This is a genomic window from Paramixta manurensis, assembly GCF_013285385.1.
Taxonomy (GTDB): Bacteria; Pseudomonadota; Gammaproteobacteria; order Enterobacterales; family Enterobacteriaceae; genus Paramixta; species Paramixta manurensis.
Genome location: NZ_CP054212.1, coordinates 842,063 through 868,733 on the forward strand (window position 1 = coordinate 842,063; position 26,671 = coordinate 868,733).

18 protein-coding genes are annotated in these 26,671 nt (G+C 53.4%); 7 read left to right on the plus strand and 11 right to left on the minus strand.

All coding sequences use genetic code 11. The features are described from left to right. Positions 1 to 10: 10 nt before the first annotated feature. The 3 genes from dapB to carB all read left to right on the plus strand — a co-directional run bounded on the left by dapB (position 11) and on the right by carB (position 5,680). Positions 11 to 823 (plus strand): 4-hydroxy-tetrahydrodipicolinate reductase, encoded by an 813-nt coding sequence (gene dapB / locus PMPD1_RS04120; RefSeq protein ID WP_173632843.1) that lies wholly within the window; start codon positions 11 to 13, stop codon positions 821 to 823. A 469-nt stretch (positions 824 to 1,292) separates the two neighbouring features. Then, positions 1,293 to 2,441 (plus strand): glutamine-hydrolyzing carbamoyl-phosphate synthase small subunit, encoded by a 1,149-nt coding sequence (gene carA / locus PMPD1_RS04125; protein ID WP_173632844.1) that lies wholly within the window; start codon positions 1,293 to 1,295, stop codon positions 2,439 to 2,441. A 14-nt stretch (positions 2,442 to 2,455) separates the two neighbouring features. Continuing rightward, on the plus strand, positions 2,456 to 5,680 hold the full coding sequence (carB, locus tag PMPD1_RS04130; protein ID WP_173632845.1) for a carbamoyl-phosphate synthase large subunit: 3,225 nt from the start codon (positions 2,456 to 2,458) through the stop codon (positions 5,678 to 5,680). 44 nt (positions 5,681 to 5,724) lie between these two features. On the opposite strand, the gene PMPD1_RS04135 is transcribed toward carB, so the two are convergent. Next, entirely contained in the window at positions 5,725 to 6,927 is a 1,203-nt protein-coding gene (locus tag PMPD1_RS04135; RefSeq protein ID WP_173632846.1) for an ROK family protein, read from the minus strand. A gap of 154 nt (positions 6,928 to 7,081) precedes the next feature. Between PMPD1_RS04135 and PMPD1_RS04140 the strand changes: the two genes are divergently transcribed. After that, on the plus strand, positions 7,082 to 8,530 hold the full coding sequence (locus tag PMPD1_RS04140) for a sugar porter family MFS transporter (RefSeq protein WP_354292782.1): 1,449 nt from the start codon (positions 7,082 to 7,084) through the stop codon (positions 8,528 to 8,530). A 46-nt stretch (positions 8,531 to 8,576) separates the two neighbouring features. Here PMPD1_RS04140 and PMPD1_RS04145 read toward each other — a convergent pair whose 3' ends face one another. Next, positions 8,577 to 9,191, minus strand: a complete 615-nt coding sequence (locus tag PMPD1_RS04145) for a LysE family translocator (protein WP_173632848.1) — start codon at positions 9,189 to 9,191, stop codon at positions 8,577 to 8,579. Between the two features lie 190 nt (positions 9,192 to 9,381). On the opposite strand from PMPD1_RS04145, the gene folA reads away from it, so the two are divergent. Then, positions 9,382 to 9,864 (plus strand): type 3 dihydrofolate reductase, encoded by a 483-nt coding sequence (folA, locus tag PMPD1_RS04150; protein WP_173632849.1) that lies wholly within the window; start codon positions 9,382 to 9,384, stop codon positions 9,862 to 9,864. Between the two features lie 28 nt (positions 9,865 to 9,892). On the opposite strand, the gene apaH is transcribed toward folA, so the two are convergent. The 6 genes from apaH to lptD are packed head-to-tail and all read right to left on the minus strand — an operon-like array spanning position 9,893 to position 16,728. Further along, positions 9,893 to 10,726 (minus strand): bis(5'-nucleosyl)-tetraphosphatase (symmetrical) ApaH, encoded by an 834-nt coding sequence (gene apaH, locus PMPD1_RS04155; RefSeq protein WP_173632850.1) that lies wholly within the window; start codon positions 10,724 to 10,726, stop codon positions 9,893 to 9,895. A 51-nt stretch (positions 10,727 to 10,777) separates the two neighbouring features. Beyond that, positions 10,778 to 11,155, minus strand: a complete 378-nt coding sequence (gene apaG / locus PMPD1_RS04160; RefSeq protein ID WP_173632851.1) for a Co2+/Mg2+ efflux facilitator ApaG/CorD — start codon at positions 11,153 to 11,155, stop codon at positions 10,778 to 10,780. A gap of 3 nt (positions 11,156 to 11,158) precedes the next feature. Further along, positions 11,159 to 11,980 (minus strand): 16S rRNA (adenine(1518)-N(6)/adenine(1519)-N(6))-dimethyltransferase RsmA, encoded by an 822-nt coding sequence (gene rsmA, locus PMPD1_RS04165; protein WP_173632852.1) that lies wholly within the window; start codon positions 11,978 to 11,980, stop codon positions 11,159 to 11,161. Further along, entirely contained in the window at positions 11,973 to 12,965 is a 993-nt protein-coding gene (pdxA, locus tag PMPD1_RS04170; RefSeq protein WP_173632853.1) for a 4-hydroxythreonine-4-phosphate dehydrogenase PdxA, read from the minus strand. Before pdxA ends, rsmA begins: the two co-directional genes overlap by 8 nt. Next, positions 12,955 to 14,250 carry a peptidylprolyl isomerase SurA gene (surA, locus tag PMPD1_RS04175; RefSeq protein ID WP_173632854.1) on the minus strand — a complete coding sequence of 432 codons (1,296 nt, stop codon included), beginning with the start codon at positions 14,248 to 14,250 and terminating at the stop codon, positions 12,955 to 12,957. Before surA ends, pdxA begins: the two co-directional genes overlap by 11 nt. Positions 14,251 to 14,304: 54 nt before the next feature. Then, positions 14,305 to 16,728, minus strand: a complete 2,424-nt coding sequence (gene lptD, locus PMPD1_RS04180) for an LPS assembly protein LptD (protein WP_173632855.1) — start codon at positions 16,726 to 16,728, stop codon at positions 14,305 to 14,307. A 204-nt stretch (positions 16,729 to 16,932) separates the two neighbouring features. Between lptD and djlA the strand changes: the two genes are divergently transcribed. After that, complete coding sequence (djlA, locus tag PMPD1_RS04185) at positions 16,933 to 17,760, plus strand: co-chaperone DjlA (RefSeq protein ID WP_173632856.1); 828 nt, start codon at positions 16,933 to 16,935, stop codon at positions 17,758 to 17,760. A gap of 41 nt (positions 17,761 to 17,801) precedes the next feature. On the opposite strand, the gene rluA is transcribed toward djlA, so the two are convergent. The 3 genes from rluA to polB all read right to left on the minus strand — a co-directional run bounded on the left by rluA (position 17,802) and on the right by polB (position 23,939). Next, positions 17,802 to 18,455 (minus strand): bifunctional tRNA pseudouridine(32) synthase/23S rRNA pseudouridine(746) synthase RluA, encoded by a 654-nt coding sequence (gene rluA, locus PMPD1_RS04190; RefSeq protein WP_173632857.1) that lies wholly within the window; start codon positions 18,453 to 18,455, stop codon positions 17,802 to 17,804. A gap of 71 nt (positions 18,456 to 18,526) precedes the next feature. Next, positions 18,527 to 21,430 (minus strand): RNA polymerase-associated protein RapA, encoded by a 2,904-nt coding sequence (rapA, locus tag PMPD1_RS04195; protein WP_173632858.1) that lies wholly within the window; start codon positions 21,428 to 21,430, stop codon positions 18,527 to 18,529. A gap of 148 nt (positions 21,431 to 21,578) precedes the next feature. Further along, entirely contained in the window at positions 21,579 to 23,939 is a 2,361-nt protein-coding gene (gene polB / locus PMPD1_RS04200) for a DNA polymerase II (RefSeq protein ID WP_173632859.1), read from the minus strand. Positions 23,940 to 24,234: 295 nt separating this feature from the next. On the opposite strand from polB, the gene PMPD1_RS04205 reads away from it, so the two are divergent. Beyond that, positions 24,235 to 26,658: a type VI secretion system Vgr family protein gene (locus tag PMPD1_RS04205; RefSeq protein ID WP_173632860.1), complete on the plus strand. Its 2,424-nt coding sequence runs from the start codon at positions 24,235 to 24,237 to the stop codon at positions 26,656 to 26,658. The last annotated feature ends 13 nt before the right edge of the window (positions 26,659 to 26,671 follow it).

Below are 26,671 nucleotides of genomic sequence, written 5' to 3' on the forward strand. Positions count from 1 at the left end.
ATGAATAATTATGAATGAAATCCGCATCGCGATCGTAGGTGCGCCTGGCAGAATGGGACGGCAGTTAATTCAGGCGACACAGCAGGCGGAAGGCGTACGTTTAGGTGCGGCATTGGCGCGTAAAGGCTCTTCATTAATTGGTAGTGATGCCGGTGAATTGGCGGGGGTCGGTAATTTGGGCGTGCCGGTGAGCGATAGTCTGACCGCAGTGGCTGATGATTTCGATATTCTTATCGATTTTACCCGTCCGGAAGCCACACTCGACTACCTGGCGTTTTGCCGGGCGCATCATAAAGGCATGGTTATTGGCACCACCGGTTTTGATGAGGCCGGCAAGCACGCTATCAGTGAGGCGGCGCAAGAGATCGCTATTGTTTTCGCCGCTAACTTTAGCGTTGGAGTCAACCTGTTACTAAAATTGCTGGAACAAACCGCCAGAGTCATGGGGGACTACGCGGATATTGAAATTATTGAGGCTCACCATCGGCACAAAGTTGATGCTCCCTCAGGCACGGCACTGGCAATGGGGGAAGCGATTGCCGGAGCAATGCAATGGGATTTGAATGAGCATGCGGTTTATGAGCGGGTTGGGCATACCGGCGAGCGTAAGCCGCAGACCATCGGATTTGCCACCGTTCGGGCCGGCGACATTGTTGGTGAGCATACTGCATTGTTTGCCGATATTGGCGAGCGGATTGAGATAAGCCACAAGGCTTCCAGTCGAATGACCTTTGCAAAAGGCGCAGTTAAAGCCGCAGAATGGGTTTTTTCTCAGAAAAAAGGTCTTTTTAGTATGCGAGATGTGCTTAATCTTGAAGGGTAACCTGTGTTGTGAACCATCGTGATGTGGTTATTTCAATCATAATCCTTTGATTGGGTGGGCAATAAATTTATTGCCCTTTTTATTTTTTTATAAATGATGCTCCTGTATGGTTTTATGATTAAGATCCATTTTTTCAGTCTTTTTTAACGGTATTTAGTCGTTGGCTGACTATTTTTGACCAAGTGGTCCGGTTTTTTGCCTCTCCCTTCATGATTTTTCACTCATCTCATTAAGCAATCGGTTTTTCGACAGAGAAATGCGCTGTTTTTATGCTTGATGTTGTGTTTTTAACGTCAGAATGCCAAAAAAACATTAAAAACCCGCGCTAAGGGTAGACAAGTATCAGGCCGATCATTAGAATGCGCGCAATTTGCCGAAAATCGACCATTCAGGCGGTTTTTGCATTGATTTAGGCCCTTATTCTGAATTAATATGCAAATATTATGACTGATTATTCCTGGAGGACGTTTTGATTAAGTCAGCGCTTTTGGTTCTGGAAGACGGAACCCAATTCCACGGTCGGGCCATCGGGGCTACGGGGTCGGCAGTGGGGGAAGTCGTTTTCAACACTTCAATGACCGGTTATCAAGAAATCCTCACAGACCCTTCCTATTCCCGCCAGATCGTCACTCTTACTTATCCTCATATCGGCAATGTCGGCACTAACCCCGCTGACGATGAATCCTCCCAAGTTCACGCGCAAGGGCTGGTTATCCGTGACCTGCCGCTGATTGCCAGTAACTTTCGTAATGAAGAGGGGCTGTCTGCCTGGCTCCAGCGCCATAACATTGTCGCCATTGCCGATATCGATACCCGCAAGCTGACCCGTTTACTGCGTGAGAAAGGCGCTTTGAATGGCTGCATTATCGCAGGTGATGCGCCTGACGCTGAGCTGGCCTTGCAAAAGGCGCAGGCGTTTCCAGGCCTTAAGGGAATGGATTTGGCGAAGGAAGTGTCCACGCGCGAAACCTACACTTGGACGCAGGGAAGCTGGACGCTGGCAGAGGGGCTGCCTGCTCAGCAAAACCACGACCAATTGCCGTACCATGTTGTGGCTTACGATTATGGCGCTAAACGTAATATTTTACGTATGTTAGTGGATCGCGGCTGCCGCCTGACGATTGTGCCTGCCTGGACGCCAGCCGCAGAAGTACTGGCGCTGAATCCTGATGGCATTTTCCTCTCCAACGGGCCGGGCGATCCGGAACCCTGTGATTATGCGATTTCCGCGATTAAAACGTTTCTTGATACGGATATTCCCCTGTTTGGTATCTGTCTGGGTCATCAATTGTTAGCGTTGGCGAGCGGCGCTCATACCATCAAAATGAAACTCGGCCATCACGGCGGCAACCATCCGGTGAAAGATCTGGACGGTAATCGGGTAATGATTACCGCGCAGAACCACGGCTTTGCGGTGGATGATGCCAAATTACCTGATACGTTGCGTGTCACGCATATTTCACTGTTCGACCAGACGGTGCAGGGCATACATCGCACCGACAAAGCGGCATTCAGTTTTCAGGGGCACCCGGAAGCCAGCCCTGGCCCGCATGATGCCGCTCCCTTGTTCGATCACTTTATCGAACTGATTGAAGCATACCGTTCTACCGCCAAGTAATCAGGAGCCTGAAAATGCCAAAACGTAACGATATACAATCCATCCTGATCCTTGGTGCCGGTCCGATCGTTATCGGCCAGGCCTGTGAGTTTGACTATTCCGGCGCTCAGGCGTGTAAGGCGCTGCGTGAAGAGGGATATCGCGTCATTCTGGTGAATTCCAACCCAGCCACCATTATGACCGACCCGGAAATGGCGGATGCGACTTATATTGAGCCCATTCACTGGGAAGTGGTGCGCAAGATTATCGAAAAAGAGCGCCCGGATGCGGTGTTGCCAACCATGGGCGGCCAAACCGCGCTGAACTGTGCGCTGGAACTGGAGCGCCAGGGCGTGTTGGAGGAATTTGGCGTAACCATGATTGGCGCCACGGCGGATGCGATTGATAAAGCCGAAGATCGCCAGCGTTTTGATCAGGCGATGAAAAAAATCGGCCTCGAAACCGCGCGCTCCGGCATTGCGCATACGATGGAAGAAGCGCTGAAAGTGGCGGATGAGCTTGGCTTCCCTTGCATTATCCGTCCCTCTTTTACCATGGGCGGCACCGGCGGCGGCATTGCGTATAACCGTGAAGAGTTCGAAGAGATTTGCGAGCGTGGTCTGGATCTGTCACCCACCAATGAACTGTTGATTGATGAGTCGCTCATCGGCTGGAAAGAGTATGAAATGGAGGTGGTGCGCGATAAGAATGATAACTGCATCATCGTCTGTTCAATTGAAAACTTTGATCCGATGGGTATCCATACCGGCGACTCGATTACCGTTGCGCCAGCGCAAACGCTGACCGACAAAGAGTACCAGATCATGCGTAACGCCTCGATGGCGGTGTTGCGCGAAATCGGCGTTGAAACCGGCGGGTCTAACGTGCAGTTCGCGGTAAACCCGAAAAACGGCCGTTTGATTATTATTGAAATGAACCCACGCGTTTCACGCTCATCCGCGCTGGCATCAAAGGCGACCGGTTTCCCGATTGCGAAAGTGGCGGCAAAACTGGCGGTAGGATATACCCTTGATGAGCTGATGAACGATATTACCGGTGGGCGCACGCCAGCCTCGTTCGAACCCTCTATCGACTATGTCGTGACCAAAATCCCGCGTTTTAACTTCGAAAAGTTTGCCGGGGCGAATGACCGCTTAACCACCCAAATGAAGTCGGTTGGCGAAGTGATGGCGATTGGTCGTACGCTGCAAGAATCAATGCAGAAAGCGCTGCGTGGCCTGGAAGTGGGCGCGCATGGCTTTGATCCGCAAGTAGATCTGGAGGAGGCCGACGCCCTGACGCGTATTCGCCGCGAGCTGAAAGATGCTGGCGCAGAGCGCATTTGGTACGTGGCGGACGCTTTCCGCGCTGGTCTGTCGGTTGATGGTATTTTCAATCTCACCAATATTGACCGCTGGTTCCTGGTGCAAATTGAAGAGTTAGTGCGGCTGGAAGAGCAAGTCGCGCTCGAAGGGATCAACGGCCTGAATAAAGATTTCCTGTATACCCTGAAGCGTAAAGGTTTTGCCGATGTGCGCCTCGCCCAGTTGGCGGGCGTGTCGGAAGCGGAAATCCGTAAACTGCGCCATCAGTATGCGTTGCATCCGGTTTACAAACGCGTGGATACCTGTGCGGCGGAGTTCTCAACCGACACTGCGTATATGTACTCCACCTATGAAGAAGAGTGCGAAGCGAACCCGAACCAGGATCGTGAAAAAATCATGGTACTGGGTGGTGGTCCTAACCGTATCGGCCAGGGGATTGAGTTTGATTATTGCTGCGTACATGCGGCGCTGGCGCTGCGCGAAGACGGTTATGAAACCATTATGGTCAACTGTAACCCGGAAACCGTATCCACCGATTACGATACCTCTGACCGCCTCTACTTTGAGCCGGTAACGCTGGAGGATGTGCTGGAAATTGTACGTATTGAGCAACCGAAAGGGGTAATTGTTCAATACGGTGGGCAGACACCGCTGAAATTAGCGCGCGCGCTGGAAGCGGCAGGCGTGCCGGTCATCGGCACCAGCCCCGATGCGATTGACCGCGCGGAAGACCGCGAACGTTTCCAGCAGGCGGTTGATCGCCTCGGATTGAAACAGCCGGCGAACGCGACGGTTACCGCGCTAGAGCAGGCGGTAGAGAAGGCGGTTACTATCGGTTACCCGCTGGTGGTGCGCCCTTCGTATGTGCTGGGTGGCCGGGCGATGGAAATCGTTTACGACGAGCATGACCTAAAACGCTATTTCCAGACGGCAGTGTCGGTCTCCAACGAGGCACCGGTATTGCTGGACCGCTTCCTTGATGATGCGGTTGAAGTGGATGTCGATGCTATTTGCGATGGGGAACGGGTACTGATTGGCGGCATTATGGAACATATTGAACAGGCTGGGGTTCACTCCGGAGATTCTGCCTGCTCGCTACCTGCCTATACGCTGAGCGAAGATATCCAGAACGTCATGCGCCAGCAAGTGGAAAAACTGGCCTTTGAACTCTGCGTACGCGGCCTGATGAACGTGCAGTTTGCGGTCAAAGATAATGAAGTGTATCTGATTGAGGTCAACCCGCGTGCGGCGCGTACCGTACCGTTTGTCTCCAAAGCCACTGGCGTGCCGCTGGCAAAAGTCGCTGCGCGTGTGATGGCAGGTAAAACTCTGGCGGAGCAGGGCGTCACCAAAGAGGTGATCCCGCCGTATTACTCGGTAAAAGAAGTGGTGCTGCCGTTTAATAAATTCCAGGGTGTAGACCCCATTCTTGGCCCGGAAATGCGCTCTACCGGTGAAGTGATGGGGGTAGGCCGCACCTTTGCCGAAGCTTTCGCTAAGGCGATGTTGGGCGCGCAGTCCAACATGAAAAAGAGCGGTCGCGCGTTGTTGTCGGTACGCGAAGGGGATAAGAAACGCATTGTTGACTTGGCCGCGAAATTGCAAAAATTTGGCTTTGAGTTGGATGCCACGCACGGTACCGCTGTGGTGCTGGGTGAAGCAGGCATCAACCCGCGTCTGGTAAACAAAGTGCACGAAGGTCGCCCCCATATTCAGGACCGCCTGAAAAATGGGGAATATGCCTATATTGTTAATACCACGGCGGGGCGTCAGGCGATTGAGGATTCAAAACTGATTCGCCGCAGCGCACTGCAATATAAAGTGCATTATGACACCACGCTGAACGGCGGTTTTGCCACGGCGATGGCGTTAAACGCGGATCCGACGGAAAAAGTGATTTCCGTGCAGGAGATGCACGCGCAAATCAACGGATAAGCTATCCTGACATTCGCAAACGGCCTCAATAATGAGGCCGTTTTTTATTTCATCTGCGCCAACGTCTGTTCAACGTATAAGTACCCAATCCCCATTACCTGCTGCTGGCGCGTCAAATGCCCAAAACCAATATGGGTGGCTTGCGCACGGGTCTGATCCTGATGGTCGAACGGGTTAAATTTAGTCTGTTCAATAATGGTATTCAGCCACTGTTCGCCAAAACCGCAACTGCGTCCGTAGAGGTAAATTCGGTTAATATTCAAAATATTGAGGAAGTTATATAAGCTTAAGCCAATTGCCTGTGCCGCACGCGTGACCAGGGCGGTTAAGGTACTGTCGCCCTGATGATACAGCGCAATTAATTCAGCGGTGCGCGGCGTCCGTATTTCCTCTTGCGCGTCGCTTAACGGCTGCGTTGCCTTCAACTGGATGCGCGCCCGGCGTTTCAACGCCGAAAGTGAGGCAAGGGTCTCCAGGCAGCCATAGCGCCCACAAGAGCAGGCGCTACCGTCAATATCGACGATGGTGTGACCAATTTGCCCGCTGCCAAATAAGCTGCCACGGTAGATCTGCTGCTGAATAACAAAGGAGGAGCCAATACCGTAATCGACGTTGATGACGCAAAAATCCTGTTGATTGGCCGCATTTTGCCACTTTTCCGCCAGCGCCAGCATGACACAATCATTATCCAATAGGATTTCGGTTCCCAATTGCTCTTCCAGCAGATACTTGATTTCAATCGGCTGTTTCCACGGTGTTTGCGGCATATTTTGCGAGACACCGGTCTGCGGATTAACCTGGCCGTGTACCGAGAGGGCAATTTTCAACGGCGTAGCATGTTGTTGACGGTGTTGACGCCAGGTTTGCACAATTTCCTGTAACAGCGTTTCAGGTGTTGGGAGCGTGATAGCGCGTGAGACCAGTTCACCCTGCGGTACAATCAGGTTATTCACCACCACGCTTTCGATCAGGCTGGGCGAAACGTTGATACACAGAATCAGATGTGATGCGGGCGCAATGCGATAACTTCCTCCGCCAAGACCGCGACGATGCAAGTTTTCCGCATCGTGCTGCACCGCATGTTCCGCTAACAGTTCGTCCAGTATTTTCCCCACCGCCGGGATGGAGAGCTGCGACAGGCGCGCCAACGTTGATTTGCTGGCCACTTTCTCACGATACAGCAGCGCACAGAGAACCTGTTTGTTGTAATGACGCACGCGCTGGTTGTTCATTCCCTGCAGTGACATTTACTTAACTCCGTTAACTATATTGCGTGACAATCACGCTGCTCTGGACTGATTTTGTCATCCAGAATAGGCATAAAGCAACGTTCACTATGCATTGTGAATGCGGCGCCGAAAAATTACGCCTCTCGGGCGCGGGTGGAATAAGGAAAATGTCGTGAAGCAACCTACCTCTGAACTCAATATGTACTATGTCTGGACAATTTGTCTGGTAGCGGCCTGTGGCGGCTTATTGTTTGGTTATGACTGGGTGGTGATTGGCGGTGCCAAACCTTTTTATGAAGCTTATTTTGGTATTACCGATCCGGCGCTTTCCGGCTGGGCGATGAGTTCCGCGTTGGTAGGGTGCGTGTTCGGCGCGTTAATTTCTGGCCTGTTGGCCGACCGCTTCGGACGGAAAATCCCGCTGATTATCGCTGCCGTCACTTTTATCATCTCTGCGTGGGGAACGGCGGCCGCCGGTAATTTTGATGCTTTCGTCATTTACCGCATTGTCGGAGGAGTCGGTATTGGACTGGCGTCTGCGCTCTCGCCGATCTATATCGCGGAGGTCAGCCCGGCGGCGCAACGTGGACGGTTTGTAGCAATTAACCAACTGACCATTGTACTGGGCGTATTGGCGGCGCAACTTATCAACCTAGCTATTGCCGACCCGGTCGCGCCGGGTGCGACAGCCGCCGACCTGTTGGCGAGCTGGAATGGCCAAACCGGCTGGCGTTATATGTTTGGCGCGGAATTGGTGCCTGCCGTGCTGTTTTTGGTCCTGATGTTTGTGGTTCCCGAATCACCGCGTTGGTTGATGAAAATGAACCGGGCGGAAAAAGCGAAAAAAGTTCTGCAACGCATTGGTAGCGAATCTTATGCCAGTGACACGGTTGCTGAGATCCGCCAAACGCTGAACCAGCATGAGGCGAAAGTGCCGCTTTCGGCGCTATTCCGTGCTGATGTGCGTCCGATACTGATGGTGGGAATTGTGCTGGCGGTGTTTCAGCAATGGAGTGGTATCAATGTGATCTTTAACTACGCGCAGGAGATCTTTGCGTCTGCCGGGTTTGATATTAATGACACGCTGAAATCGATCGTCGCGACCGGCTTAATTAACCTGATCTTCACGCTGCTGGCGCTGCCGCTGGTGGATAAAGTGGGTCGCCGCCGCCTGATGCTGATTGGCGCCGGAGCGTTAACGGTAATTTATGGTTTAATGGCTGCCGCCTATGCCTACGGCCTGCTCGGGCTGCCGGTATTGTTGCTGGTGTTACTGGCGATCGCCATCTATGCGGTGACACTGGCGCCGGTGACGTGGGTACTGCTATCAGAGATTTTCCCCAATCGGGTTCGCGGTACGGCGATGGCATTGGGCACGTTTGCATTGTGGGTCGCCTGCTTTGTCCTGACCTATACCTTCCCGTTACTGAACGCCGGGTTAGGCGCATCAGGGAGTTTCCTGTTGTACGGTGGAATCTGCCTGTTCGGGACGCTTTACATCTGGCGCAAAGTACCGGAAACCAAAGGGGTCTCGCTGGAAGCGCTGGAGACACAGTTAACCGGCCAAACCGCGGCGGCCTCTCAACAAGAGAAGGTACATTCTACGTCGCATTCGCTGTAAGAGAAATGCCGCTTCCCCGCTCTGGCGCGGCGGGGAAGCCGGTGGTTTACGACAGCGCTACCTTGATACCTAGCGCGATTAGTACCCCACCCAGTAATTTATCAATCAGCTTTTGCGCTTTGGCGAGCCCACGCCGCACTGGCGCACTCTGGATCAGAAACACCAGTGTTGGCCACCACAGTACCGATAATCCCCAAATAATACCGGCATACCACAGTTTCTCGCCAAAGCCAGAGTGAACGCTCAGCACTTGGGTAAACACGGAAAGAAAGAATAGCGTGGCTTTCGGATTGAGCAGGTTGCACAGGTAACCCTGTAAAAAAGCGCGGGTCAGTGAGGTTTTCTCACGACCAACATTACTCAAATCCATTTTGCTATTACCGCGTGCCATCAGGGCTTGAAGGCCGACATAAATCAGATACGCCGCACCGGCATATTTTAACAGCATAAACAGCCACGGCGTGGTGGTGATCACTACCGCCAAGCCAGCGACACAATAGGTCATATGCGTCGCCACGCCGGAGATAACGCCAAGCGAAGTGACTAATGCCGTACCGCGCGAATAGCGTGCGGCGTTTTTAATGATCAGGAAAAAGTCGGGACCGGGGGAAAGCATCCCCAGCGTGGCAATGGTGGCGACGAATAAACTGGTTTCTAACATGACGCTATTCTGTGTTTAAAAATAAACAGCGAGTTTAGCATGCACAAGGGCGAATGGAGTGTCTAAAGTTTAAACAGAAGGTGGAAAAGAGGTATCAGGAAAACCTTTACGTAAAACCTTCACTCTCGCTATCGACGAAAGTTTCGCCTTTCCGTATGATGGCGCCAATTTTAGCCCCATAGAGTTTCATATGATGATAAGTCTGATCGCGGCTTTGGCAGCCGATCGCGTTATTGGGATGGAAAACGCAATGCCCTGGCATCTTCCCGCAGATTTAGCCTGGTTCAAGCGTAATACGTTAAATAAACCCGTCATTATGGGGCGTCTGACTTGGGAGTCACTCGGTCGCCCGTTGCCGGGACGGCAGAATATTGTGGTCAGCAGTCAACCGGGTCAGGCTGAAGGTGTGACTTGGGTGAGTTCACTGGATGCGGCGCTCAGCGCGGCCGGAGATGTGGAAGAGGTGATGGTGATTGGCGGCGGGCGGATTTATGAGCAGATGCTACCGCGTGCGGACCGCCTCTATCTGACGCATATTGATGCAGAAGTGGAGGGCGACACCCATTTCCCGGACTATGAGCCGGATGAGTGGCAGTCGACCTTTAGCGAGTTCCATGATGCGGATGAACAAAACTCACACAGTTACTGTTTTGAGATTTTAGACCGTCGTTAAGCTTACTGGTCCAGGCATGGCCTGGACCTTACGCATTTTCAATACTGCGTTCGCGGTTCGAGGGCTGGGTAAAATAGTGGTGGTCTTCAAAGCGAAGCAGGGTTAAATCACCGCCCCAGCAGCAGCCGGTATCCAGGCCGATAATGCCCTGTGGCGTTCCCTGGCCCTCTAACGAAGCCCAGTGGCCGAACACAATGGTGTAATCGCGCGCAACCGGGCCTTCAATAGCAAACCACGGTTTTAACGGCGGCGGGGCCGATTCCGGCGAGTCTTTACAAATCATATCCAGTTGGCCGTTCGGAAAGCAGTAACGCATACGCGTAAGCGCATTGGTGCTAAAGCGCAAACGCGCCAGCCCACTGAGTTCCGGTGACCAGTTATTCGGCATATCGCCATACATGGCGTTGAGAAACAGCGGATAACTATCGCTGGAGAGCACCGCTTCCACTTCGCGGGCGCAAATGCGTGCCGTTTCAATATCCCACTGCGGCGTGATGCCCGCATGCGCCATCACCAGCTTTTTCTCTTCATCTACCTGTAACAGCGGCTGGCGACGAAGCCAGTTCAGCAAAACGTCGGCATCCGGCGCTTCCAGCAACGGTGTCAGGCGATCCTTCGGCTTGTTGCGGCTAATACCGGCATACACTGCCAGAAGATGGAGATCATGATTGCCTAATACCATACGCACGCAGTCGCCCAGTGAACGCACGTAACGTAATACTTCCAGCGAGCCTGGCCCACGGGCGACCAAATCACCGGTTAACCACAGAGTGTCCTGTTGCGGATCAAAAGCGACCTGCGCTAACAACGATTGCAGTTCATCATAGCAACCGTGGATGTCGCCAATTAGGTATGTACTCATTCAAATCTTACCTGGAGGAAGCAGTAAACCCGGCAGTCGCCAGCGTTGACATTAATGGATATGCGTCTGGATCGCGAGACGGAACACCGGGATGTCGATGTGGAAAGTTTCGCCTTCCTCATCCACCATCACATAATGGCCCTGCATGGTACCCATTGGCGTTTCAAGGATCGCGCCGCTGGTGTACTGAAACTCGCTGCCGGGCGCAATATGCGGCTGTTCGCCGACCACGCCTTCGCCCTGCACTTCGGTTTCACGACCGTTGCCATTGGTAATCAGCCAATAGCGGCCTAACAGTTGCACCGGGTTGCGCCCCAGGTTGCGAATCGTAATGGTATAAGCGAAAACGTAGCGTTCTTCTTCCGGTAAGGATTGCGACTCCACGTAGGCACTTTGCACCTGTACACAAACCCGAGGCGATTCGATCATGGCTTACTTCTCCTGTGGATCAGGATGCGCGGTTAACCAGTTTGCTAACTGACAATACTGCGCGACAGAGATATTTTCCGCTCGCAACGTGGTATCAATCCCCATATCGTCCAGCGCTTCAATCGGGAATAAGTGCCCCAGACTATTGCGTAACGTTTTGCGTCGTTTACCAAACGCTTCGGTGGTAATACGGCTCAGCGCGCGAATATCGTTTACCGGATGCGGCAACGTTTCATAAGGCACCAGACGAACCACGGCAGAATCCACCTTTGGTGCCGGGGTAAATGACTCCGGCGGCACTTCCAGTACCGGAATGATTTGGCAGTAATATTGCGCCATTACGCTCAAACGCCCATAGGCCTTGCTTCCCGGCCCGGCGACCAGACGGTTGACCACTTCTTTTTGCAGCATAAAGTGCATGTCTTTGATAGCACGAGTATAGCTAAAAAGATGGAACATCAACGGTGTGGAAATGTTATACGGCAGGTTGCCAAATACCCGCAACGGTTGACCGCGTAGCTCTGCCAGTTCGGCAAAGTCGAAAGTCATGGCATCTTGCTGAAAAATGGTCAGTTTGGGGCCAAGGAACGGATGCGTTTGTAAACGAGCAGCAAGGTCGCGATCCAGTTCAATAACGGTTAACGCATCAATACGTTCACCAACAGGCTCGGTCAGCGCACCCAAGCCGGGGCCAATTTCAACCATTGCCTGGCCGGGTAAAGGGTGGATGGCAGACACGATGCTGTCAATAATATAGCTGTCGTTGAGGAAGTTTTGTCCAAAACGTTTGCGGGCAAAATGGCCCTGGTGGACGCGATTATTCATTACTGCTCTTAATCATGGTAATGGCGAGGTTAAGCGCCGTGATAAAGCTGCCCGCATCGGCGGTACCCTGGCCTGCCAGTTCCAGCGCGGTGCCATGGTCAACGGAAGTACGGATAAACGGCAGGCCGAGCGTGATATTCACCGCGCGACCAAAGCCCTGATATTTTAGCACCGGTAAGCCTTGATCGTGATACATCGCCAGTACCGCATCGGCTTCCTGCAGATATTTCGGTTGGAATAACGTATCCGCTGGCAACGGCCCGGTGAGCTTCATTCCTTGTTGGCGTAGCTCATTCAACGCCGGGATAATCGTATCGATCTCTTCGCGCCCCATATGGCCGCCTTCGCCAGCATGCGGGTTGAGGCCGCACACGAAAATATGGGGATCGCGAATACCGAATTTTTGCCGTAAGTCTTGGTGCAAAATCCCTATCACTTCATGCAGACTTTCCCGAGTAATCGCATCAGCGACCGCTTTCAATGGCAGGTGGGTGGTAGCCAGCGCCACGCGTAACCCTTCGGTTGCCAGCATCATCACCACGCGATCGCGGGCGGCACGCTCGGCAAAAAACTCGGTATGCCCGCTAAAGACAATACCGGCATCATTGATCACGCCTTTATGCACCGGGCCGGTGATCAAGGCGGCGAACTCGCCATTGAGGCAGCCATCGCAGGCGCGTGTCAGGGTTTCCAGCACATACTGGCTATTGGCGACGCATAATTCGCCTGCCCGCACCGGTTGTGCAAGCTCGACTGGCAGGACGGTCAGTGAACCAGCTTGCTGTGGTTGCGCCGCGACGCCGGGCTGATATTCGCGTAGCGCCAGCGGCACGCCCAGCATGGTTGCGCGTTCGCGTAACAAAGAGGGCGATGCGCACACCACCAGTTCAACCGGCCAGTCACGCTGCGCCAGTTGAACGATGAGGTCGGGACCAATCCCGGCGGGTTCGCCGGGCGTGATCGCTACACGGTGATTACTGTGCATTATTATCAAGGATCTTCACGTAAGCGGCAGCGCGTTGTTCCTGCATCCAGGTTTGCGCTTCCTCGGCGAATTTACGGTTGAACAGCAGGCGATAAGCCCGCTCTTTTTGCGCCGCATCGGTTTTATCAACCTGACGTGTATCCAGCAATTGAATCAAATGCCAGCCAAAAGAGGAGTGAATCGGTTGGCTCATTTCACCTTTATTCAGACGCAGCAATGCATCACGGAATGCCGGATCGAAAACTTCTGGCGAAGTCCAGCCTAAGTCACCGCCCTGATTCGCTGAACCCGGATCGTCGGAAAGCTGTTTTGCCGCCGCGGCGAAAGAGGTTTTACCGCTCTTAATATCGGCGGCGATCTGCAACAGTTTCTGGCGTGCCTGATCGTCAGTCAATACCGGTGAAGGTTTGAGCAAAATATGGCGGGCGTGAACTTCGGTGACCGAAATATTTTGGCTCTCGCCGCGTAAATCATTCACTTTCAAAATATGGAAACCGACGCCAGAACGAATTGGGCCAACAATATCGCCTTTTTTCGCCGTGCTGAGCGCCTGAGCGAACAGCGTCGGCAACTCTTCGATTTTACCCCAGCCCATATTGCCGCCTTTCAGCGCCTGCGGGTCGGCCGAATAGGTTACCGCCAGCTTACCGAAATCTGCGCCGCCTTTAATTTCGCCAACCAGTTGTTTTGCTAACGCTTCCTGATCATCCACCTGCTGCTGCGTCGGGTTTTCCGACAGCGGTAACAGGATATGGCTCAAGTTTAATTCTGTACCCTGGGTATTTTGCGCGGCCATTTGCTTCGCGAGCGTATCCACCTCTTGCGGCAGGATAGTCACGCGGCGACGTACTTCGTTATTCCGCACTTCGGCAATCTGCATCTCTTTGCGGATCTGCTCGCGGTAGGTGTTGTAGTTCATGCCGTCATAAGCCAGGCGGCTGCGCATTTCATCCAATGACATATGATTCTGCGCCGCAATATTGGCGATGGCTTGGTCAAGTTGCTGGTCGGTGATTTGCACCCCCATCTGCTTGCCCATTTGCAGAATAATGTTGTCCATAATCTGACGTTCAATAATTTGATGGCGCAGCGTATTGTCATCTGGCAACTGTTGCCCGGCTTGTTGAGCCTGCGACTTCACGGTTTGCATCATGCCATCAACGTCACTTTCTAAAACCACACCGTTATTCACTACGGCGGCAACTTTATCAACGACTTGTGGGGCTGCGATCGCGGTGTTGGCGACAATCGCCACACCCAGTATCAGCATTCTCCAGTTCTTCATACTTTTTCCATTCTTCTTTCCGCACTGCGGGTTTGCATGTCAAACATTACAACATCAGAAAGCGCGCTGGTAAGGCAGAATGCCTTCACGCAGCATTTCGTTAGTACCAAGACCGTAGTTCGGACTCAGGCCACGTAACTCAATGTTGAACGAGATTTGGTTGTCATATTCACTGCCGTTATTTTCAAAGCCGTTAAGCTTACGCTGGTAGCCGACGCGAATGGCGTAACAACAGGAGTTGTATTGCACACCCACTAACTGCTCAGCAGGCTGGTTGGCCTTGGTGTCGTAGTAGTACGCGCCTATCACGGACCAGGCATCGGCAATTGGCCAGCTTGCGGTTACACCCACTTGTGAAATACCGTCTTTAAAAATCGGGTTATTCAAAATACTTTGTTGCGTCTGCACGCTTTGCGTGTAGTCCAGCGCCCTTGCGACATATTCCGGGCTGCTATAACGATAATTCAGTTGCACCATCCGGTCTGCATCACGGCGGTACTCCAGCACCGCGTTACCCTGAGCGATATCATCCAAACGGGTATCGTATTGTAAGCCGCCGCGCGCGCCCCAACGATCGCTTATCTTCCAGTAGGTATCGCCGGCCCACACCAGGCTACCGGTATCATCCTGATCGTCGATACTCTCAATCCCAACACGCGAAGGGGTGAACGAGTAGATTTGACCTATGGACACGTTAAAACGTTCCACTAAATCTTGATCATAAATACGTGAGGTGATGCCGGTCGCGACTTGGTTCGCTGACGCGATGCGATCGAGGCCGCTGTAGGTGCGGTCACGGAACAGACCGGTGTAGTCAGTTTGCAGCAGCGTGGAGTCATAGGCTTGGATATGGCTCTGATCGCGGAACGGCGTATACAGATACTGCACGCGCGGTTCGACGGTTTGCGTGTAGCCTTCGGACCAATCCATATTGCGCTCAAACACCATCTTACCGTCAACTTTGAATTGCGGCATGACGCGGTTGACTGACTCTTTTAACTGATTGTCTTTATTTCCACTGAGAGAGTTAAAGAAATCAACATCGCTCTGCTGATAGTGGGTCGCTAACAGTTTCGCTTCGGTATTAATGCTGCCCCAGTCATTAGCCAGCGGCAGATTAATGGTTGGCTCAAGGTGTAAACGCACCGCGTCCGGGAGATCATGGTTTACGTTGCTAAACTGAACCGCCTGGGCGTACAGATGCGTGTCGAACGGGCCGACATCGTTCTGATAGTAGTTAAAATCAAACTGTGGCCGCGCACGATAAACGTTTTTCGACTGATTGATATTAAAGACCTGGAAGTCCTTGGTCGAAACAGTGGCGTCCCAGTTAGTATCGGCATAACCGGCGCTGAATTTTTGTGTGGCATAGCCATCGGTCGATGAATAATATTTCGAATCCAAATCATTGAAGTAATAAGGATCGCTGACCTTGGTATAGTTAGCGTTAAAACGCCAGTGCTGATCGTACACGCCGGAGTGACGCCAGTAGAATAACCAACGGTTAGAGTCATCATCGCGGTCAAGCCCACGGTCAGGCGCATCACGCTTAAATTGTTGGTCCGACGGCAGATAATCAAACTCAACCAAGCCCGCGCCTGCCTGAGTCAGGTAACGGAATTCGTTTTGCCACTGAAGGCCGCGGCGGCTCATATAGTTGGGTGTGATGGTGGCGTCAAACTGCGGCGCGATGTTCCAGTAATAGGGCAGCGTGAATTGAAAACCGTCTTTATTACCGTATTTCGCACTCGGGATCAGAAAACCGGAACGGCGGCGATCGCCAATCGGCAATTGCAGATAAGGGCTGTAAAAGACCGGCACCGAACCTATCTTAAAGCGTGCGTTCCAAATTTCGGCCACTTCTTCTTGCCGATCCTGAATCACTTCCGAACCGACCACGCTCCAGCTATTGGAGCCGGGTAAACAGGAGGTGAACGAACCGTTTTCTAAAATGGTATACCGATTATTGCCGCGTAATTTCATCTGGTCGGCAATGCCGCGCCCCTGACGCCCTACCAATTGATAGTCACCATTCCAAACGTTGGTATCTTTGGTGTTCAGGTTAGACCACGCTTTCGGACCTTTCAGGATGACCTGATTATCGTCATAGTGCACATTACCTAACGCATCCACGGTACGCGTTGGCGTGGTTTGCCCCGCCGCCTGACGCTGGTGAAGTTGCACCTCGTCAGACTGCAACCGGCTATTACCTTGCTGAACGTCAACTTTCCCGTTAAACACCGCGTCATTCGGGTAGTTACCTTTTACGCGGTCGGCATTGATGGTAACCGGCAGTTGATTAGAATCCCCCTGTACCAGCGGTCGATTGTAATTAGGTACGCCTAGCATACATTGCGACATTAAGTCGTCGGCAAAGGATTGCTGACTGTAGAGGGCTGCGCCGATCATCGTGGCCAGCAAAGTAGGTATACGTTTTTTCATACGCGGTATCGAGAATTCCGTGATAACTGGCATCATGCCTACAAACGGTCAGAGACTAACTTACTCAACTGCGTTGCGCTAGTGTTAATCCTGTACTCGCGATAGTTCAAGTTGCCAGTGTGATGGCGGCAACTCTCTTTACGGTGAGCACCTTCTGTCCGCGTTGCCGTTAGGCAGTAAGATAAATGACAGGTATGATAATGCAATTTTGAGCCTTCGGCATGGCGAATTGAGGAGTATATGCGCTATTGGGGAAAAGTAATTGGTTTGGTGCTCGGTTTACTCTCCGGCACCGGCTTCTGGGGAATCGCGCTGGGCCTGCTTTTCGGTCATTTAATTGATAAAGCGCGCGCCTCACAAGGGCAGGGATATTTTGCGAATCAGCATACCCGCCAAACGCTGTTTTTCCGCACCACTTTCCAGGTTATGGGGCATTTAACCAAATCAAAAGGGCGGGTGACGGAGGCAGATATCCAGATTGCTTCGGCATTTATGGAACGTATGCAATTGCATGGGCAGGCGAGAACCGCGGCGCAGCAGGCGTTTCGTGAAGGCAAGCAGGGCGATTATCCGCTGCGTAATAAGTTGCGTGAACTGCGCAGCGCCTGCTTTGGTCGCTTCGATCTGATTAGGATGTTTCTGGAAATACAGATTCAGGCGGCGTTTGCCGATGGCTCTTTACATCCGAATGAACGCCAGGTGCTGTATGTGATTGCCGAAGAGTTAGGGATCTCACGTACCCAGTTCGATCAGTTTCTACGCATGATGGAAGGCGGCCAACAGTTTGGCGGCGCCGGTTATGGTTACGGCGGCGGTTCTTCTCAGGGCGGGTTCCGCCAGGCGCAACGTGGGCCAACGCTGGATGATGCCTGTAATGTTTTGGGCGTGAAGCGTAGCGATGATAATGCCACGATTAAACGCGCTTACCGTAAGCTGATGAGCGAACACCATCCTGATAAGCTAGTCGCAAAAGGGTTACCGCCGGAAATGATGGAGATGGCGAAGCAAAAGGCGCAGGAAATTCAGTCTGCCTATGATCTGATTCGTAAAGAGAAAGGGTTCAAATAAAGTGGTTACAGGGGCGGTTCGCCCCTGTAATCCCCACCTCATCAAAACTCTGCCGGTTGCCGAAACGTCATAGGACTGCCGTACTGCGGATGGGTAATGGTGAGGCTTTCCGCATGTAATAACAGGCGCGAGGCCATAGCACGCGCCTCCGGGTGAGCATAAAAGTTATCGCCCAAAATTGGGTGTCCCAGCGCCAACATATGCACGCGTAGCTGATGTGAGCGGCCGGTAATCGGTTTGAGTCGCACGCGTGCGCTGTTATTCGGAAAATAGTCCAGCACTTCATATTCAGTTTGCGCCGGTTTGCCGGTTTCGAAACACACTTTCTGTTTAGGCCGATTAGGCCAATCACAAATCAGCGGCAAATCGACCAGCCCGGTCTCTTTCTCTGGGTGCCCCCAAATCTGCGCGACATAAGTTTTCGACGGCTCACGCTCACGAAATTGCCGCTTAAGTTCGCGTTCTGCCGCTTTGGTTAACGCCACCACCATCACGCCGCTGGTGGCCATATCTAACCGATGGACGGATTCCGCCGCCGGAAAACCACGCTGGATACGCGCCATAATACTGTCGTGGTGCTCTGGCAAACGACCGGGGACGGACAGCAAACCGCTCGGTTTATTGACCACGATAATGTGCTGGTCCTGGTAAAGCGTATGCAGCCAGGGATCGCGCGGCGGGTGGTAAGGTTCCATAGGGTTTCCGGTTAGGCTTGGGTTAAGCAGGGCGGGAAAGGGCGGAAAACCGCCCCTCACCACCGGACACATTACTGATGAGTGACCACGATCAGACGCAGCGCATCCAAACGCCATCCCGCCTCGTTGAGGCTCACCATAATCTGCTGCCGATTGCTTTCCAGCGCGTCGATTTCGTCCTGACGAATATTCGGGTTCACCATTTTCAGCGCTTCCATCCGCTCCAGCTCCGCCCCCAGTTTTTCACTGGCTTCCTGACGCGCGCTGTCGATAATCTTACGCGCTTCCGCCGCCGCCGGTTCTTCCGACAGTTTAAGGATCGCATGCACATCTTGTTGCAGGGCGTTCACCAGCTTACTGCCATTATGGCGATTAACCGCGTTAAGTTGGCGATTGAAACTCTCAAACTCCACTTTGGTCGCGAGGTTAGTGCCCTGACGATCAATCAGCATACGGATTGGCGTCGGCGGCAGGAAACGCGTCAACTGCAAATGCTTCGGCGCCTGCGCTTCTACCACGTAAATCAGCTCAACTAACAGTGTTCCAACCGGCAACGCCTTATTCTTCAACAAAGAAATGGCGCTGGTGCCGGTATCGCCGGATAACACCAGATCCAAACCGTTACGAATGATCGGATGTTCCCAGGTCACGTACTGCGCATCTTCGCGCGCCAACGCCTGGTTACGATCAAACGTAATGGTGCAACCCTCTTCCGGTAAACCGGGGAAATCCGGTACCAGCATATGATCGGATGGCGTAAGCACAATGAGATTATCGCTGCGATCTTCCTGGTTAATGCCAACAATATCGAACAGATTAAGCGCGAAGTTCACCAGTTCGATATTGTTATCCTGCGCGGCGATTTCATCCGCCAGCGCCTGGGCTTTTTCACCGCCGTTGGAATTGATCTCCAGCAGACGATCGCGCCCCTGTTCGAGCTGGGTTTTCAATGCATCATGCTGCTTGCGGCAATCGGCAATAAACGCATCCAGCCCGACGCTGCTTTCCGGCGCGGCAAGAAACGCAATCAGCGGGTTATAGACGCTGTCGTAAATCGCACGCCCGGTCGGGCAGGTATGCTCAAAGGCATCCAACCCTTCGTGATACCAACGTACCAATACCGATTGCGCGGTTTTTTCCAGGTAAGGCACCAGGATTTGAATATCATGCGCCTGTCCGATGCGGTCAAGACGACCGATTCGCTGTTCCAGCAAATCCGGATTGAACGGCAGATCGAACATCACTAAACGGCTGGCGAACTGGAAGTTGCGCCCCTCGGAGCCAATTTCGGAGCACAACAGCACCTGTGCGCCTTCCTCTTCAGAAGCAAAGTAAGCGGCGGCGCGGTCGCGCTCAATAATTGACAAGCCTTCGTGGAACACCGCGGCGCGGATGCCTTCACGCTCACGTAACACCTGCTCCAGTTGCAGCGCGGTGGCAGCTTTGGCGCAAATCACCAACACTTTTTCATCGCGGTTACTGGTGAGGTAACCCATCAGCCATTCGACACGGGGATCGAAGTTCCACCAGGTGCCACTTTCGCCTTCAAACTCTTGGTAAATCTGCTCCGGATACAACATATCGCGCGCGCGCTCGTCGGGAGATTTGCGGCTCCCCATAATGCCAGAGACTTTGATTGCGGTTTGGTATTGCGTGGGCAGCGGCAGGCGAATTTGGTGCAGTTCGCGCTTTGGAAACCCCTTCACGCCGCCACGTGTGTTGCGGAACAGCACCCGGCTGGTGCCATGGCGATCCAGCAACATGGTGATCAATTGCTGGCGTGCGTCCAGCTTGCTCTCATGTTGGCTATTGGCGACTTGTAGCAGCGGCTCAATATCCTGTTCACCGACCAAATCGTTCAGCAGATTCATCTCTTCGCGACTAATTGGCTTATCGGCCAGCAGCATCGCGACGGCATTCGCAACCGGGCGGAAGTGCTGCTGCTCCTCAACAAAACGGGCGAAATCATGAAAGCGGTTGGGATCGAGCAGGCGCAGGCGCGCAAAATGGCTCTCCATGCCCAGTTGTTCCGGCGTGGCGGTTAACAGCAGAACGCCTGGGATCTGCTCGGCAAGCTGTTCAATCACCTGATATTCACGGCTCGGCTCACCTTCGCTCCAGCCCAGATGATGCGCTTCGTCAACCACCAATAGATCCCACTCGGCTTCGGCCATGCGTTCCAGGCGCTGCTTATTGCGGCGCACAAAATCCAGCGAACAGATAACCAGTTGTTCGGTATCGAAGGGGTTATCACTGTCGTGTTGCGCTTCTGCGTAACGCTCGTCATCAAACAGTGCGAAACGCAGGTTAAACCGGCGCAGCATTTCAACCAGCCACTGATGCTGTAAGGTTTCCGGCACCACGATCAGTACGCGATCGGCGCGCCCAGCCAGCAGTTGTTGATGGATAATCATCCCGGCTTCGATAGTTTTCCCGAGCCCGACTTCATCGGCCAGTAAAACGCGCGGCGCGTGACGGCGCCCAACATCGTGCGCGATATGCAACTGATGCGGGATCAGATTGGTGCGCATTCCGCGCAGGCCGCTTACCGACAGCCGGTATTGTTCGCTGTGATATTTACGCGCCCGGAAACGTAAGGCGAAGCGATCCATCCGATCAAGCTGACCGGCAAACAGGCGATCCTGCGGTTTACTGAACACCAGTTTACTGTCGAGCATCACTTCGCGCAGGCTAACGTCCTGTTGGTCATCATTGCGTGTGCCCAGATAGGTGATAAGACCGTTTTCATCGTGGGTTTCAGTGACGGTCATCTGCCAGCCTTCATGGCTGGTAATAGTGTCGCCCGGATTAAAGATGACGCGAGTAATAGGAGAATCATTTCTGGCGTAGAGGCGGTTTTCGCCGGTCGCGGGGAACAGCAGGGTCACCATTCGCGCATCCACCGCGACGACGGTTCCTAATCCCAGTTCGCTTTCCGTATCGCTGATCCAGCGTTGACCAAGTGTAAAAGGCATAGATGTTTGGCTCGATTCTCGTGATTAATGACTTCAGCCGCTCACGGGCAATAGCATTGCGGCCAGGCGCAGGCGTCTGGCAACGGTGAAGAGCGGTAAAATTCAGGAAGGGCGCTATGGTACTGGAAGGTAACGCATTCGTCACCTGTCAAAAAAGCCCCAACTGGCCTGTTATCAGTGTAGCAAAGTCATCCTCAAGGAAAGGGAGAATTCCCTCCGCCACCGGCTGCAACTGGCGCGTAAGATAATGATCGTAATCCAACGGCGTCTGGCGCGCTTCCAACGGTTCCGGTCCGGAGGTGGCCATAACGTAGCGAATCGCGCCGCCATTTTGATACAGCAACGGGCGGCCCAGCTTTTGGTGATACTCATCGGCAATGCGCGCGGCGCGGACATGCGGCGGCACGTTACGCTCATACTCTTTGAGTGGACGACGCAGCCGCTTCTTGTAGACCAACTGATCATCCAGTTCGCCATCCAGCAACTGCCGCACCGTTTCAATAATATAGTCCTGATAAGGTTCCTGGCGGAAAACTCGGCGATACAGCTCCTGCTGAAAAACTTGCGCCAGCGGCGTCCAGTCAGTACGCACCGTTTCCAGCCCTTTAAACACCATGCGCTCTTTTTCACCTTCGCGGATCAACCCGGCATAACGCTTTTTACTGCCTTGCTCCGCGCCGCGTATGGTCGGCATCAGAAAACGACAGAAATGGGTTTCGAACTCCAGTTCTAATGCGCTGGTGAGATTCAGGGTGCGTGATAAATGCTCTTGCCACCAGTGGTTGACCTTTTCGACCAAGCGTTTGCCGATTGCTTGCGCCTGGGTTTCTTCGTGGGCGCCTTTCAGCCAGACGAACGTTGAATCGGTATCGCCATAGATCACGTCATACCCTTCCGCCTCAATTAACTCTCGTGTCTGGCGCATAATGTCATGCCCACGGAGCGTGATCGAGGAGGCGAGGCGCGGATCGAAAAAGCGACAGGCGCTGGTGCCTAACACGCCATAAAAGGCGTTCATAATAATCTTTAGCGCCTGCGAGAGAGGTTGGTTACCTTGCGCTTTCGCCGCTTCACGCCCATGCCAGATTTGACTCACAATCGCCGGCAGGCAATGGCGCGAACGGGAAAAGCGCGCGCCGCGAAAACCGCTTACCGACTCTTCATCTGCGGGATGGGCGATTCCCTCGACCAGACCGACCGGGTCAATGAGGAAGGTACGGATAATTGAGGGATAAAGGCTTTTATAATCCAGCACCAGCACTGAGTCATACAGGCCGGGCCGCGAATCCATCACGTAACCGCCGGGGCTGGCTTCCGGCGCCACTTCACCAAGATTTGGCGCGACAAAACCGGCGCGGTGCATGCGCGGGAAATAGAGGTGGCTGAAAGCTGCGACTGAGCCACCGTGACGATCGACCGCCAGCCCATTGACCGTTGCGCGCTCCAGCAGGAACGGCATCAGCTCGGTTTTTTCAAAAATACGCGTAACCAGTTCGCAATCTTTCAGGTTATAACGCGCCAGCGCCGGTTTATCATTGGCAAAGCGTTGGTTGATCTCTTCCATGCGCTGCCACGGGTTATCAATCGCTTTACCTTCGCCGAGTAACTCACGCGAAACCGCTTCCAGGCTAAATGAGGAAAAACTCCAGAACGCCGATTTCAGCGCTTCAATTCCGTCAATAATTAAGCGCCCCGTCGCCTGAGCGAAATAGACGCCGGGCTTAAAACCGTGCTCCCGCCATTCCAGCGCCTCATTATTACGCCCCAGGCGTAACGGGATGCCGTAGCGCTCGGCATGTTTCTGCAACACACGTAGATCAAACTGCACCACATTCCAGCCGATAATGACATCAGGGTCGTGTTCGGCGAACCAGGCGTTCAGTTTTTCCATCAGCTTTGGGCGGCTATCGACATATTCCAGAGTAAAATCCAGCCCATCTGCCGCGCCGTTCTCCGGCCCCAGCATATACACCTGGCGTTGGCCGCAGCCTTCCAGCCCGATGCAATACAACTCGCCATGCTGGCTGGTTTCAATATCCAGCGAGACCCATTTCAGCGTTGGGCGGTAATCCGGATGCGGTTTTAATTTGGCGTTGATTACGCCGTTGCCAACCGGCTGGCCGCTAAACCACACCGGCGCGGTAATAAAACGCTCCATCAAAAAACGTTCAGGCGGACGGATATCCGCCTCATATACCGAAATGCCGTGTTCCCGTAACTGTTTCTCCAGCCGCTGAAGCTGGCGGTACTGGCGGCAATACAATCCGCAAACCGGGCGCTGACGAAAATCTTTCAGTTCCAGCGGCGTCAGCCGATAGTGGCGTTCATTGGCTAACAACTGCTCGGCTTTCTGCCGCGCCTCGGCAGGGATAAATGCCACTGACTCTTGAACCGGCAAGGTGACGCGCAACGGCCCGCTCCCGGTTGCTAACCAGAGCGTCACTTCGGTGCCGGTTGGCGTATCTCGCCAGTGACGAGTGAGCAGGAACCCTGCGCGCGGACTATTCACCTTGAACCCTTCGTGTACCTATTTTAGGCAATAATAGCATGTTTATTTATACAGTGTCCGTGTAAACCAATTTGTAGAATATGCAACCATGTGAGGCTGTTTAGGAATAGTCTTAAGTGTGAGCGGGGTGCTGGTATCACCCGGCTTGGTATGTTAGATGTATGAACGTTTGCTGCAAAATATTTCAACCTCGCTGCGCCATGAGATCGTTAAATAACAAGGACGATCAACGACATGGTGCAGCGGTAGCTATTTATCCGGTTTAAATACCCGCTGCCATCAGGGAGTTTTATTAATGGATCGTCTTATTGTTGCGCACGTCCCGGCCAGCCCGGAAGAACTGCTGTTTAAGTCGCTTTCCGGTGAGGAACACCTCTCCCGCGTGTACGCCTTTGAGGTGGAGCTGCTCTGCCCGGCCAATAATCTCGACCTGAAGGCGCTGCTGGGGCAGCCGCTGACGGTGGAAATCCGCAGCAACCCGCTGACGCCGCGCTACCTGAGCGGCTTTATCACCCGCATGACGCTGGCGGGGCGCGAGCCGCACGGCGACCGTTACTACATCTACCGCGCCACCATCAACCCCGCCCTGTGGTACCTGGAGCAGAACCGCGACTTCCGCATCTGGCAGGAGAAGACGGTTCCCGACATCGTCAGCACCCTGCTGAACGACTATCAGATCCCGTTTGAAAACCGGCTGACCGGCTCATACCGGCAGTGGGGCTACTGCGTGCAGTACAACGAGAGCGACCTGGATTTTATCAGCCGCCTGATGGAGCACGAGGGCATTTATTACTACTTCCGCCACGAACAGGGCGAACAGACGCTGGTGCTGGCCGACGCGCCGGACGCGCACAAGGCGCTGCCGGGGTATGAGGCTATTCCGTACAACCAGCCGGAAGGTGAGATGCGGGTGAAGGCGGAGGGGATTCAGGGCTGGAGCGTAACCGGGGCCATCACGCCGGGGCTGTACAGCCACGACGATTATGACTTCCGCAAGCCGCGCGCGCGGCTGTTCGAGGCGCGGCAGAACCCGGGGCCGCAGGCGGCGAAGCAGACCGAAGTGTACGACTGGCCGGGGCGCTTTACCGACCATCAGCACGGGCAGTTTTACGTGCGGGTGCGCCAGCAGGAGCTGGCGGCGCAGCACCAACAGATGGGCGGGAAGGCGACGTCAACCGGCCTGGCGCCGGGGTTCGTGTTTAACTTTATCCGCGCGCCGCGGCGTGAGGACGAGGGCGAGTACCTGACGGTGGGGGCGAGCTACCTGTTTACCGAAAACCACTATGCCAGCGGCGGCGACCAGCAGGGCGAGCACCGGACCACCTTTACGGTGGTGCCGGCGGAGCTGAACTGGCGGCCGGAGCGCGGGACGGCGTGGCCGCGCACCTACGGGCCGCAGACCGCCGAGGTGGTGGGGCCACAGGGGGAGCCTATCTGGACCGATAAGTACGGGCGGGTGAAGGTGAAGTTCCGCTGGGACCGCTACGCCAGCGGGGACGACACCAGTTCGTGCTGGGTGCGGGTGTCGAGCGCGTGGGCGGGCTGGAAGTACGGTGGCGTGCAGGTGCCGCGGGTTGGCGAAGAGGTGGTGGTGGACTTTATCAACGGCGACCCGGACCGGCCGATAATTACCGGGCGGGTGTACAACGAGGACAGCCTGCCGCCGTGGGACCTGCCGAACGACGCGACGAAGATGGGGTTTATGTCGCGCAGCAAGAACGGGACGAAGGACAACGCCAGCTTCCTGTTTTTCGAGGACCGTCTGGGCAGCGAGTCGTTTGACATGCACGCCGAGCGGGACATGAATATCTCGGTGGAGAATAACAAAAAGGTGACGGTGGACGGGACGCATACCGAAGTGGTTCAGAAGGCGACCAGCTACCATCATAAGGACACCCGTGAGACCACGGTGGATCAGCACGATACCCAGACGTTTAATAATGGCAGGACGCTGAGTGTAACGGCGGGCGGGCGTAAAGAGAGCATTACCGATGGCGAAGAAAAAAGCGTCACCGGTTGTTCAGATAACAGCTATACCGATAACGTCACTGTCGTCACCGACAAAACCATCAGCACCAAAGCGGCAGACCGTATTATGTTTGATGCCGCGAACCAGATTGTTTACGGGCAGACTATTGATGCAAAAGGCGTGGCGTCGGAAGTAAACCATGCACCATTCAATAAAGATGCTAAAGCTCAGCTTATAAGCGCGCCTGGGACACAACATGTCCCTAATGATTATATGAAGGCCGCTTCAGGGGCTTCTATCGCGGGCGCAACAAAAGTTGTTTATAAAAAAGGTGTAGTAACAGATATTAATGGGGTTGATCAACTGACTGTAGATGAAAATCAGATAGTTGATATTAAAGGTAATGTATCAAGGAATATTAACGGTACTTGGTTTGAGAATGTTGATGGCGATATTACTATTAATGCAAAAAGTATTACTTTTAATGCGAAAACATCTATAACAAGTAATGCTAAATCTGTAAATGATAATGGTGATATCGAATTAGTTAAATGGACTCCTTATTCAGGCGAAATAAAAGGATTTTCTGCAGGACTTACTATGCTTGAGTCAAATTATACGGCGATGAATTTTAACCGAGCTGAGTTTGAAATGGGAACGGCAAACGGAAGAGCAAAGTTTACCAATGCAGTAAATGTAGTTGTTGATGGTATTAAAAGTAATTTTGCAAAACTAACTACATTTTTTTAAAATGAGGAAAAAA